This window comes from Polynucleobacter sp. MWH-UH23A (genome assembly GCF_040409805.1).
Classification (GTDB): domain Bacteria; phylum Pseudomonadota; class Gammaproteobacteria; order Burkholderiales; family Burkholderiaceae; genus Polynucleobacter.
This window is the reverse complement of the sequence record NZ_CP099572.1, coordinates 1,420,657-1,432,335: the sequence shown is the minus strand read 5'-3', so window position 1 is coordinate 1,432,335 and position 11,679 is coordinate 1,420,657. Positions and strand designations below refer to the sequence as shown.

Here is an 11,679-nt window from a genome sequence, read left to right as displayed (position 1 = left end):
TAAAGTCAGGAGAACACAATGGCAAGAATGAAATTTATCTGCGATACGGAGCGTTGTATTGAGTGCAACGGCTGTGTCACTGCTTGTAAAAACGACAATGAAGTGCCTTGGGGCGTGAATCGTCGTCGCGTCGTAACAGTAAATGACGGCATTATCGGTCAGGAAAAATCAGTATCTGTTGCTTGTATGCACTGTACTGATGCTCCTTGTATGGCAGTTTGTCCTGTCGATTGCTTTTATCGCACCGATGAGGGCGTAGTCCTTCATGACAAAGATATTTGCATTGGCTGTGGTTACTGTTCATTTGCATGTCCATTTGGCGCTCCTCAGTTCTTAAGTAAAGGCGCCTTTGGTTCTCGCAGCAAGATGGATAAGTGCACATTCTGTAGTGGTGGTCCAGAGGAGAACGGTAGCGTTGCCGAGTTCGAGAAATATGGCCGTAACCGCTTGGCAGAAGGTAAGTTGCCATTGTGTGCTGAGATGTGCTCTACCAAGGCGTTGATTGGTGGCGACAGCGACGTGATTACCGATATCTTTAATAATCGCGTTAAAACCCGCGAGAAAAATGGTAAGTATCCTGGCTCCAAAGCATTCGGTTGGACAACCGCTTATGGTGGCCCAGATACACCAGCGCCAACTCCAACACCTGCTGCAAAAATTCCAGGAGCCAAATAATGAAAGCACATTACAAAATCCTGGGTCTTGGTATTGTTATCAGCCTACTGTCCGCGTGCTCTGAGCCTCCCGAGATCGCGGCAAAGGCGGCCAAACGTCCTGATGTTGCTCCTTATATGGGTGCCAATAATGGTTTCGTCACAAAAGGCTGGACGCCAGGTAATCAATCCAGTTGGACTGAGTCGGTTGACAAGCGTACGCAAGGTCAAAACGAATACAGTCGTATTAAGTGATCATCAAAAAACAATAAATAAAACGATAACGTCGATAACGTTCAAGGACATTTTATGAAACGATCATTTTCTAAAGTACTAGGCACACTGGTAGTGACTTTAGGCTTGTCACTCACGCTAGTCAGTGGCATGACTTTTGCGGAACGCGCACCAATGGCGCCGTTGCCTTCGCCCAGTGGTGTAGATGTTCCACCATTATCAGCGCCTGCAAATCCAAATGCCTTAGCGAATGGAAGTCAAGCTCAGTCACAGCCTGCAAATCCATCCATTTTTACTACTGCGAATAGCGATCCATATAACTATGTAAGCATTCCAGACAAAGAGGCTAGCGTTCTGATTCAGCGTTCTGGTCAAGAATGGCGTGTAATTCGTAATGGGGTTATTACTGTTTATGGTGGCTGGCTGCTGTCGATTGCCTTCTTCGGCATAATTGCCATGTACACCGTTAAGGGCTCCATCAAATTGCATGAGCCAATGTCTGGGGTAAAAATTAAACGCTTTAGCGCCTTTGATCGTTTGGTTCACTGGCTAATGGCATTTAGTTTCTTGGCGCTAGCTATTACTGGATTGCTAATTTTGTATGGAAAATACTTTGTGATGCCAGTGATGGGCGGGGTTGCCTATGGATCTTTCTTGAACGTTTGTAAAAACATCCATAACTTTACCGGTCCCTTATTCACAATCTGTATTGTTGTCTTCTTCCTCCTTTTTGCGCATAAGAACTTGCCTGGCAAAGGGGATATGGAGTGGCTGCTTTCGTTTGGCGGGATTTTTAGTGGTAAGCACGTGCCAGCTGGATTTTTCAATATGGGTGAAAAATTTTGGTTCTGGTTTGGCATGACATTCTTGGGCTTAGTGATTTCTGCCTCTGGATTTGTACTCGACATGATTGTGCCTTTCATGAGTATTGAATACACTCGTGGCACCATGCAAATCGCCAACATCATTCATAGTAGCGCAGCTATTCTGATGTCAGCAATGGCAATGGGGCATATCTATATTGGCACCATCGGCATGCAGGGTTCGATCGATGGCATGAAGACCGGATATGTTGATGCTACTTGGGCTAAAGAGCATCATGAGCTCTGGTATGACGAAGTCAAAAAATAAGGACATGGCCATGAAGAAAATCATCGCTTTTACTTTCTGCACGCTAACTAGTGCGGCTGCTTTAGCGGCATTACCACCATTAACTCCTGAGCAAGCTGAGGCAGCTGCATTAACAAAGGCGAAAGCTGCTTATGGGGATAAAGTTGCAGCGTATCAATTGTGCCAAGCGCAAAATCGTGTGGCTGATAAATTTAGGGTTGCAGGCACGCCTGCGCCAGCTGCTTGTGTTGCGCCGCCACCATTTGTTGCGCCTGTAGCTGCAGCCCCAGCCCCAGCACCTGCCGCCAAATAATTCTTTGGTAATTACTCAGTAATGAGTTCTTGATGTAGGTAGCGTTTTGCTGCTGCAGTTTGTGGATTTGAAAAGAAGGGGCCTACAGGTCCCTTCTCTTTTATCTCTCCTTGATCAATAAAGAGAATGTAGTCAGCTAATCTTTGTACTTGAGCAAGTTGATGAGAAGAGAAAAGAAGATCGGCACCGTCATGGTCGAATTGGCGAATCATTTCTTCTACCTGCTCGGCGGTATTGGGATCTAAATTTGCTGTTGGCTCGTCTAGAAGAACAAGATTTGGTTTTTGTAATATCGCTCTGGCAAGGCAGAGTTTTTGGCGCTCTCCCGCTGAGAGTTTGTGGGCGGGACTTTGCGCTAATTCGCTAAGCCCCACTTGGTTTAATGCAAGATCAATATCTTGATTGGTGATTGAAGAATCTACATCTCTAACGATGCTTAAATTGGCTCGTGCTGATGCCTTGATCATTGGGGTGTGATGGAGTACCAATGCAGTTTTACTACTAAATGAAAATTGAATGGAGCCTGTATCTGGTTGGATTAAGCCGGCAAGTAACTTCAATAGAGTTGTTTTGCCAGCACCATTAGGGCCAATACAGGCAGTAATTTGATCCGCTGGAATTAATGCGTGAGGAATATTCAAAATAGTTCGACCATTCCTTATTACGGTAATGTCTTTGAGCTCTATGAATCGTTCAAAATGTTCGTTGATATTAACCATAGCGACGCTCCACAATTTGTCGCACAACAAAAGTAAATAAATTTGCCAGAAGAACAATGGTTAATAGGATGATTCCCAATGCCAAAGCAAGGGGTAAGTCACCTTTGCTAGTTTCCAAAGCGATCGCTGTAGTCATGGTTCTAGTTGAGCGGTCAATATTGCCGCCCACAATCATGACTGCACCCACCTCGGAAATGGCTCTAGCAAGACCGGCCAAAATAGCGATCGTTAGCGAAAATCGACAGTCCCATATTAGCCACTTGTAGCGAGCAATTGCGGGAAGTCGAAGGCTTAAAAAAGAGTCTCGATGAATCTTCCAGGAATCCTCCAGAATTTGTCTACTGAGAGCTGCAATTAAGGGGGTTGTCAGGAGGGTTTGCGCAAGCGTCATGCCCTTTGCAGTAAAAAGCCAGCCCCAAGCCCCTAAGGGGCCCGAGCGCGAGAGTAATAGGTAGACGATGACCCCAACGATGACAGTGGGAACCCCCATTAAGGTGTTGAGGGTCACAATAATTGCCCTTTTACCCCGAAATTCTTCTGTGGCTAGTAATGCCCCGATGGGGACTCCAAGGAGCGTACCAAATAAGAGGGCGGTCAGGCTAACTTGTAGCGATACCAATACGATGCCCAGTACACCGCTATCTAGGTGAGCAAGCAGAGCAAAGGCATCATGAAAGGCATTTAGCATGCGCTTGATTCTATCAAGGCAATGGCAAAATGACTGAAATGAGACCAATTTCCCTTATTTTTGACTTATGGCCGAAATAGTTTGCCTCTGTAATGAGGTCTTAGATGTTGATTTGCGCGAGTATCTAGATGCCAACCCAATCAGCTCCATAGATGAGCTGAGGGAGCAAGCCTCGATTTGTAATAAGTGCATGCAATGTCAGGACTTGGTTGAAAGTGAAATTTATATGGCGCGGATTCGACGCCAAAATACTGCGGGGTAGTCTTGGTGACTCAAATGCAAAGCACCCGATTTAAGGTAATGAGTATGAATGTGCATAAGGGTTTGTCACCCTTGCATCGCCATTCAACAATTTATCAATTGCGCCAAAAAATGCGCAGTCATCATCCAGACATTTTATTCTTGCAAGAATTACAGCAAGAACATCGTGGGCGTATTCGTCGTTTTGGTCAGTGGCCAATGACGGAGTTAACCGATTTCTTGTCTGAGGATTTTTGGCATGATTGGCATTATGGAAAAAATGTCGAGTACCCAGATGGCCATCACGGAAACGCGATTCTTTCAAAGCGTCCTCTATTCAAGGGAAACAATTACGATATTTCCGCCTATCGCTTTGAAAAGCGTGGCCTACTACATAGCATGATTCAATTTGATGAGCTTGAGTCAGCTATCCATTGCTTTTGTGTGCATTTGGCCCTGTTCGAGCGAGGCAGAGCGCGCCAGGTTGGAGAAATCATTCGTTATATCGAAGAATTAACTGATGGTGCGCCGACGATTGTTGCTGGTGACTTCAATGATTGGCGCAATCGAGTTGGCTCCCCAATGCGTGACGCTGGGTTTAATGAGGTTTTTGAGGTTCTTACCGGGGCTCCCGCTAGAACATTTCCGAGTGTGAGGCCAATTCTACCTATGGACCGTATTTATGTGCGCGGGCTTAAAATTCATTCGGTAGAAATTTTGCATGAATGGCTAAAGTTGTCAGATCATCTTGGTATTGCTGCTGAATTGGAATTGGAATGAACGTACTTTCATATATCTTTGGATCTGTTTTTGGGTTTTCACTCATTTGGATCCCAATCCTGCATGCCAGCATCGTTTTTTTATTTGGTCTTTATCTCATATCAGCTAGAAGACCTGTTGGGGTAGCATTTGCTTGGTTCCTGATTGTCATCTTGGTGCCTCTCATTGGTATATCTCTATACATTTTGATTGGTGAACGTCCAGTTGGACGCAAGTTAACCAGAAAAATTGTTCGCATGAATCATGAGTATGAAATGATTACTCAAGAAATGCGCCAGCAATACTTGGCCGATCGCAAGAAGCTGCCATTAGAAGGTCAGGCCTTAAGTTTGCTCGCGGAGTCCCGTAATGGATCGCCTGTGGTTGCGGGGAACAAGATTGAGCTACACACAGAGTCTTTAAAGATATTGCAACTTTTTATTCATGAGATTGAGCAGGCGAAAAAGAGTTTGCATCTAGAGTTTTACATCTGGGCTCTAGGGGGCGATGCTGATAAAGTGGGTGAGACCTTAATCGCCGCCGCTAAGCGTGGTATTGCATGCCGTGTGTTGCTCGATTCTTTAGGTAGTAAAGATTGGTTTAAGTCGCAATGGCCCGCACGTTTTCGGGCTGCTGGCATTCAAGTGACGGAAGCATTGCCAATTCAGTTTGGCCGTTTCCAATTTCGTCGTGCGGATTTGCGACTACATCGAAAAATATTCGTTATTGATGGTGCTGTTGTGTGGACTGGCAGTATGAACATGGTTGACCCTCGCACTTTTAAGCAAGACTCTGGTGTTGGAGAGTGGGTTGATGCCATGGTGCGAATTGAGGGGCCTGTGGCAGCTCAATTTGAGCTTACCTTTGCTTTTGACTGGAGTGTTGATAACCCCAAAATTACCCATTTCAATGACCGCGAACCTCCAGCATCCCCTCATGAGGGTGCGGCTTTAGCACAAGAATTCTCATCTGGGCCAGTATATCGAGATGATGTTTTGTATCAGGTGTTGCTTTCAGCAATTATGGATGCTCGCCAAGAACTCACTATCACCACACCTTATTTTGGTCCAGATGATGGCTTGATTCAGGCTTTAATGGCCGCTGCGGGAAGGGGAGTTAGGGTCACTTTAATCGTGCCAAAACTGAATGATTCCACACTTGTAGCTTGGAGTAGCAAGAGCTTTTACTCTGACCTGATGGGTGCAGGCGTCCAAATCGCAGAGTTTCATGGAGGATTGCTGCATACCAAGAGTTTGTTGATCGATAAGCGTATTGCAATCTTTGGATCAGTGAATTTTGATCAACGCAGTCTTCGTTTAAATTTTGAGATCAGCCTCATTGTGTATAACGAGGCATTCTGCGACAAGCTTGAAAGCTTAATCAAAACTTATTTACAGCAATCTGATTTCGTCGATCCTAAAGTTTGGGCAAAGCGTCCTCGTTGGCATCATTACCTCGAGAACGCTGCGCATCTAGCATCACCTCTGCTTTAGATCGCTCCGCTAGATCGCATTTGTGCGATGTCTGCATCACTCATACCCAGTTCTTTTAGAATGGATTCGGTATGTTGACCGACCGCAGGGATAGCGTCCATACGGAAGTCATAACTATCATTTAATCCGGGCGGTAAAAGAGCGGGGATATTGCCCGCAGGCGTACCGACTTCTGTCCAACGCTGACGAGCCTTGAGTTGCTCATGCTTCCAAAGGCCTTCCATATCATTAAGCCGCGCATTGGCAATCTGCGCTTTATCCAGCCTTGCAATTACCTGTTCGGCCGTGAGCTTCTCAAAGCACGTACTAATGATCTTTAATAGCTCAGCACGTTTCTCGTTGCGTTTGTAGTTTCTGTCAAATCTTTCATCTTTTGCTAACACAGAATTTTCTAAAACGATCTCACAGAACTGCACCCATTCACGCTCATTTTGTAGACCCAGCATTACCGTTTTTCCATCACCAGCTTTGAAAGGGCCGTAAGGATAGATAGTTGCATGCGATGCCCCATTTCTCGAAGGGGGATTAGCGCCCTTATATGCGTAATACATCGGAAAGCTCATCCACTCACTCAATGCCTCTAGCATGGAAATATCAATCACTGTACCTTTGCCTGTTTTTCCTCTTTGTAAAAGAGCTGCCAAAATATTGGTATAGGCATACATGCCTGCGGCAATATCAGCAATGGAGTTTCCCGCTTTGCTTGGTGTGTCTGGTGTGCCAGTAATTGAAAGAAACCCCGCTTCACTCTGTATTAAAAGGTCATATGCCTTTTTGTCGCGGTAAGGGCCATCATTGCCATAGCCAGAGATTGCACAAAGAATCAAGCCTGGATTTTCCTTTTGCAGCGCTTCTGGGGTGAGTCCCATACGAGCCGCCGCACCGGGAGCAAGATTTTGAATAAATACATCAGCTGTTTTGAGTAGGCTCTTTAAAACTTTGAGCGCAGAGTCTTGCTTAAGGTCGAGAGTGATACTTTCTTTAGAGCGATTGACCCAAACAAAATGAGAGGAAAGTCCTTCTACTTGGGTGTCATATCCTCTTGCAAAGTCGCCGTCGCCCGGGCGTTCAATCTTGATAATGCGAGCCCCAAGATCAGCAAGTTGTCTTGTGCAAAAAGGCGCGGCAATGACGTGCTCTAAGGCAACAACTGTAATACCGTCTAAAGGGCGAACGCTCATATTTACTTTTGATTAGAAGGATCTTGGGAGACCGAGAATATGCTCGGCAACATAGGAGTAGATTAAGTTTGTTGAGATTGGTGCAACTTGATAGAGGCGTGTCTCACGGAACTTGCGTTCAACGTCATACTCATTAGCAAAGCCAAAGCCACCATGGGTTTGCAAACATACGTTGGCCGCTTCCCAAGAGGCTTTAGCAGCCAAATACTTAGCCATATTTGCCTCGGCACCGCACTGCTGCTTGGCATCAAATAGCTCACAAGCTTTAAAGCGCATGAGATTTGCTGCTTCTGTTTCGATATAAGAATCTGCAATGGGAAACTGAATGCCTTGGTTTTTACCAATTGGACGATCAAATACTACGCGTTCATTGGCGTAGCGACGAGCTTTATCAACAAACCAGTAGGCATCACCAATGCACTCTGCTGCAATCAGTGTACGCTCAGCATTGAGGCCATCAAGGATGTATTTAAACCCTTTGCCTTCCTCGCCAATCAAATTCTCGGCGGGGATTTCTAGGTTATCAAAGAAGACTTCATTGGTTTCATGATTAACCATGTTAGCAATCGGTTGAATAGTCATGCCTTTACCAATTGCCTCTTTGAGGTCGACGATAAAGATCGACATACCTTCAGACTTTTTAGTGACCTCTGCTAGTGGAGTAGTTCTTGCTAGTAGGATCATCAAATCAGAGTGCTGAATACGAGAGATCCATACTTTCTGACCATTCACTACATATTTATCACCCTTTTTGACGGCGGTGGTTTTGAGCTTGGTGGTATCTGTGCCAGTGGTTGGCTCAGTAACAGCCATGGTTTGTAGACGCAATTCACCAGTGGCGATCTTGGGTAGGTAGAGTTTCTTTTGTGCGTCAGAGCCGTGGCGCAATAAGGTACCCATGTTGTACATCTGACCGTGACATGAGCCTGCATTACCGCCAGCAAAGTTAATCTCTTCCATAATCACCGAAGCTTCAGCTAGTCCCAATCCTGAGCCACCATATTCTTCTGGAATTAAAGCTGCCAACCAACCTGCTTGCGCCATCGCATCCACAAATGCTTCTGGGTAATCTCGTTCATGGTCAATCTTTTGCCAGTAAGCCGAATCAAAGCTCCCGCATAAATCGCGCAATGCTTCACGCATTTCTTGGTATTGATCGGGCTTTGGAATGGGGTGGTTCATAGTGGATTTCTGTAGTAATTGGGTGCAAACCATTAGTTTAAGCAAGATTTGAAAATCATGAGGAATGCATCAGCTTGCTTGAGCTTAAAATGAAGACATCCAATACGAAAGTAGTTCTCTTTTGAAAAAATCCGGAGTTTTTGCTTGATAGAACAAGCACTTCAGCACTTTTTTGCATGGTTCGGCATGCCCTCAGTGGGCTTGCCGGCGGTATTCATTAGTGCCTTTGTTTCTGCAACGTTATTACCTGTTGGGTCAGAGCCAATCTTATTCGGCTATATCACTCTCAATCCTCAGTTGTACTGGGTAGCCATTATGGTTGCAACAGTTGGTAATACCTTAGGTGGTATGTTGGACTGGTGGCTTGGATACCTTGCACGTCAGGGCATGAAATCCGTTGGGGATCCCAAAAATACCAAGTTAAAAGTGTGGTTGGAAGATTGGGGTCCAAAGATATTGTTGCTTTCGTGGCTACCAGGTTTTGGCGACCCTTTATGTCTGGCGGCAGGGTGGCTTAAGTTGGCATGGCAACCCTGTTTAATTTATATGTTTATCGGGAAGTTGTTACGCTACCTAACGATGACTTGGTTGCTAACACTGGTGCCAGAGAGCTTTTGGCACCAGCTGGGGCGTTGGCTACATTTAATTTAGCAAAAGAAATTAGACGGCGCAGTATTTCTGTTGAATCTCATCGTTATTGAGGAGATTCTGCGCAGTGTCATGGAAAACAATTTCACCTTGATCCAGAATATAGGCGCGATCAGAAATTTTTAGCGCTTGTTGTACGTTCTGCTCTACCAGCAAAATAGTAAGGCCTTGTTGCTTAAGTTTGGCAAATAGTTCAAACATTTCATCAACGAGCACTGGCATGATGCCTTCTGAGGGCTCGTCTAGCAAAATGACTTTGGGCTTAGCAATCATGGCGCGTGCAATCGCTAACATCTGTTGCTCTCCGCCTGACATAGAAGTTCCATCTTGATGAAGTCGCTCTTTTAGCCTTGGGAAGGTTTCAGCAATTTCGTCCACTAGGGCAGACATGTCGCCTTTATTCTTTTGGGCAATCACACCCAATTCGAGATTTTCTTTAACGGTTAGCCCTGGAACAATGCGGCGATCTTCTGGAACATAAGCAAGCCCGAGGTGAAAGCGTTGGTGCGCTGGAAAATCTAGAAAAGAGATTCCATCAATAGAAGCCTTTCCTTGACGCTTTGATAGAAGACCCATGAGGGATCGCAAAGTGGTGGTTTTACCGGCACCATTGCGCCCCATGAGGGTAACAATTTCACCCTTATTCACTTGCAAAGAAATGCCTTGAAGTACATGACTACGGTCATACCATGCGTTTAAGTTTTCAATATGCAGCATAAATAGCTTTCGAATTAACCTTGGCCGAGATAGACGCGTCGTACTTCGGCATTATTTTGAATTTCCTCAGGGGTGCCTTCGGCCAGAAATTCCCCATGGTGCAGAACGATGATCCGTTTACATAGACCCATAATGAGTTTCATTTTGTGTTCAACCAAAATCACCGTGCGTTCATTTGCCAATGTGCGAATCAGCTCCATCATGACAAGCGTTTCTTCTGGAGACATTCCAGCAGTCGGCTCATCTAGGAGGAGTAGGCTTGGATTACAAGCCAAAGCCATCGCAATTTCTAGGGCGCGTTGTTGGCCATGAGCTAAATCACCTGTTCTCTTATTGCGGAGCTGCTGTAAGTTGACGCGCTCTAATAGTTGATCGGCTATTTCAATGGGCCCAGGATAAGACTGCGCGTTTCGCAGGAAGTTATAGCGAGCCGTCTCCATTTGGGCGGCAACCCGAACATTCTCATGAACACTGAGTTGCTTAAATACATTGGTAATCTGGAAGCTCTTAGAAATGCCGATGCGCGCAAATTCATGTTGCTGCATGCCGGTGATATCTTTGCCGTTAAATAGGATCTGACCGCTTGATGGAGGAAACGCGCCACTTAAGACATTAAAGAAAGTACTTTTACCAGCACCGTTGGGGCCAATAATTGCAGTAAGGGTGCCTGGCATGAAGCTTGTTGAAACGTTCTGTAGAGCCTTGAATTTTCCAAAGCTTTTGCTGACATTGCGCGCCTCAAGAATAGGTGTTGTAGATACGCTGTTCATTATTTTGAATCCTGATTAATTTGTAGCTTGCTCAAAATAGTTCCCCAAATTCCCTTGGGGAAGAACAGCACAAAGAACATAAATACCAAGCCAACCACCGCCATCCAGTGTTTTGTAAAGGTGGTAACGACATCCTCTAAATACAGCATGACTGCTGCGCCCACAAAGGGGCCGAAGAAAGTTCCCATACCGCCTAGGATGCTCATCATCACGGCTTGTCCTGATTGCAAATAGTGCAGTGAGTCAATTGGCACGATAGAAAGGTGGAGTGCGCGCAATGAACCCGCTAAACCGCAAATTCCGGCGGACAGAACAAACACCAAAAGCTTTGTTTTGGCTACATCAAAGCCACATGCGGCTGCTCGTTTTTCGTTCTCACGTATGGCTTCCATAACAGCCCCTAGTGGCGAGTTCAGAATCCGAGAAATCAACCAAATGGCAAGCACCACAAAGAATAAAATGATGTAGTACTTCACCATAGGGTTAAGAAAATCTACAGGTATTCCAAGCACATTGAATGGGTCCACGCGAACACCTCGCAAACCGTTTTCTCCACCTGTCAGACTTTCTGCTTTATAGAAAATGTAATAAACAATTTGTCCTAGGGCTAAAGTTACCATCGAGAAATAAATTCCTCTTGTTCGGATGGCCAGGAATCCCATAATGAGGCCGCCGATAGCGGCACCAATTACTCCAGTGAGGATTGCGACACCCCATGGCAAGCCATAGTGAACAATACCGATTCCAGTAAGGTAGCTGCCAATTCCAAGAAAAGCAGCATGACCAAAGGAGAGTAGGCCCATATAACCAAACAAAAGGTTGAAGCCCATGGCAAACAAGCCAAAGATTAGGATATTGATTGCCAATGCCTCATAGGGCATGATGAATGGAAAGATTGCTAAAAATATCGTGCTTGCTAAAACACGGTTACGAGCAATAAGTTGAAATAATGAATTCATAGATTGACGAGGC

15 protein-coding genes are annotated in these 11,679 nt (G+C 45.4%); 8 read left to right on the top strand and 7 right to left on the bottom strand.

The genetic code is table 11. The features are described from left to right. The first annotated feature begins 18 nt into the window (after positions 1–18). From fdh3B to NHB35_RS07490, 4 genes are read left to right on the top strand one after another with little or no spacing between them, the layout of a single operon-like run. Positions 19–675 (top strand): formate dehydrogenase FDH3 subunit beta, encoded by a 657-nt coding sequence (gene fdh3B, locus NHB35_RS07505; RefSeq protein WP_215315677.1) that lies wholly within the window; start codon positions 19–21, stop codon positions 673–675. Continuing rightward, positions 675–908, top strand: a complete 234-nt coding sequence (locus tag NHB35_RS07500) for a hypothetical protein (RefSeq protein WP_353431760.1) — start codon at positions 675–677, stop codon at positions 906–908. The genes fdh3B and NHB35_RS07500 overlap by 1 nt, the downstream gene beginning before the upstream one ends. 54 nt (positions 909–962) lie before the next feature. Beyond that, complete coding sequence (locus NHB35_RS07495; protein ID WP_353431759.1) at positions 963–2,018, top strand: formate dehydrogenase subunit gamma; 1,056 nt, start codon at positions 963–965, stop codon at positions 2,016–2,018. A 10-nt stretch (positions 2,019–2,028) separates the two neighbouring features. After that, entirely contained in the window at positions 2,029–2,310 is a 282-nt protein-coding gene (locus NHB35_RS07490; protein ID WP_353431758.1) for a hypothetical protein, read from the top strand. An 11-nt stretch (positions 2,311–2,321) separates the two neighbouring features. On the opposite strand, the gene NHB35_RS07485 is transcribed toward NHB35_RS07490, so the two are convergent. Together NHB35_RS07485 and NHB35_RS07480 are read right to left on the bottom strand one after the other, a co-directional pair. Continuing rightward, positions 2,322–3,029 (bottom strand): ABC transporter ATP-binding protein, encoded by a 708-nt coding sequence (locus NHB35_RS07485; RefSeq protein WP_353431756.1) that lies wholly within the window; start codon positions 3,027–3,029, stop codon positions 2,322–2,324. Continuing rightward, complete coding sequence (locus tag NHB35_RS07480) at positions 3,022–3,717, bottom strand: ABC transporter permease (RefSeq protein ID WP_353431755.1); 696 nt, start codon at positions 3,715–3,717, stop codon at positions 3,022–3,024. Before NHB35_RS07480 ends, NHB35_RS07485 begins: the two co-directional genes overlap by 8 nt. Before the next feature lie 67 nt (positions 3,718–3,784). Here NHB35_RS07480 and NHB35_RS07475 point away from each other — a divergent pair, with 67 nt between their 5' ends. From NHB35_RS07475 to cls, 3 genes are read left to right on the top strand one after another with little or no spacing between them, the layout of a single operon-like run. Further along, a complete protein-coding gene (locus NHB35_RS07475) occupies positions 3,785–3,979 on the top strand; it encodes a hypothetical protein (protein ID WP_353431754.1) in 195 nt (64 codons plus the stop codon). A 14-nt stretch (positions 3,980–3,993) separates the two neighbouring features. Further along, entirely contained in the window at positions 3,994–4,737 is a 744-nt protein-coding gene (locus NHB35_RS07470) for an endonuclease/exonuclease/phosphatase family protein (RefSeq protein WP_353431753.1), read from the top strand. Further along, entirely contained in the window at positions 4,734–6,209 is a 1,476-nt protein-coding gene (gene cls / locus NHB35_RS07465; protein ID WP_353431752.1) for a cardiolipin synthase, read from the top strand. Before NHB35_RS07470 ends, cls begins: the two co-directional genes overlap by 4 nt. Here cls and NHB35_RS07460 read toward each other — a convergent pair. Continuing rightward, positions 6,206–7,390, bottom strand: coding sequence for a CaiB/BaiF CoA-transferase family protein (locus NHB35_RS07460; protein ID WP_353431751.1), 1,185 nt, complete (start codon positions 7,388–7,390; stop codon positions 6,206–6,208). The genes cls and NHB35_RS07460 overlap by 4 nt on opposite strands. 12 nt (positions 7,391–7,402) lie before the next feature. After that, on the bottom strand, positions 7,403–8,572 hold the full coding sequence (locus tag NHB35_RS07455; RefSeq protein WP_353431750.1) for an acyl-CoA dehydrogenase family protein: 1,170 nt from the start codon (positions 8,570–8,572) through the stop codon (positions 7,403–7,405). Between the two features lie 147 nt (positions 8,573–8,719). On the opposite strand from NHB35_RS07455, the gene NHB35_RS07450 reads away from it, so the two are divergent. Further along, positions 8,720–9,223: a YqaA family protein gene (locus NHB35_RS07450; RefSeq protein ID WP_353433423.1), complete on the top strand. Its 504-nt coding sequence runs from the start codon at positions 8,720–8,722 to the stop codon at positions 9,221–9,223. A 9-nt stretch (positions 9,224–9,232) separates the two neighbouring features. On the opposite strand, the gene NHB35_RS07445 is transcribed toward NHB35_RS07450, so the two are convergent. The 3 genes from NHB35_RS07445 to NHB35_RS07435 are packed head-to-tail and all read right to left on the bottom strand — an operon-like array spanning position 9,233 to position 11,666. Next, positions 9,233–9,937, bottom strand: coding sequence for an ABC transporter ATP-binding protein (locus NHB35_RS07445; protein ID WP_353431749.1), 705 nt, complete (start codon positions 9,935–9,937; stop codon positions 9,233–9,235). Between the two features lie 14 nt (positions 9,938–9,951). Then, a complete protein-coding gene (locus tag NHB35_RS07440) occupies positions 9,952–10,707 on the bottom strand; it encodes an ABC transporter ATP-binding protein (RefSeq protein WP_353431748.1) in 756 nt (251 codons plus the stop codon). Beyond that, positions 10,707–11,666 (bottom strand): branched-chain amino acid ABC transporter permease, encoded by a 960-nt coding sequence (locus tag NHB35_RS07435; RefSeq protein ID WP_353431747.1) that lies wholly within the window; start codon positions 11,664–11,666, stop codon positions 10,707–10,709. The genes NHB35_RS07440 and NHB35_RS07435 overlap by 1 nt, the downstream gene beginning before the upstream one ends. Between the last annotated feature and the right edge of the window lie 13 nt (positions 11,667–11,679).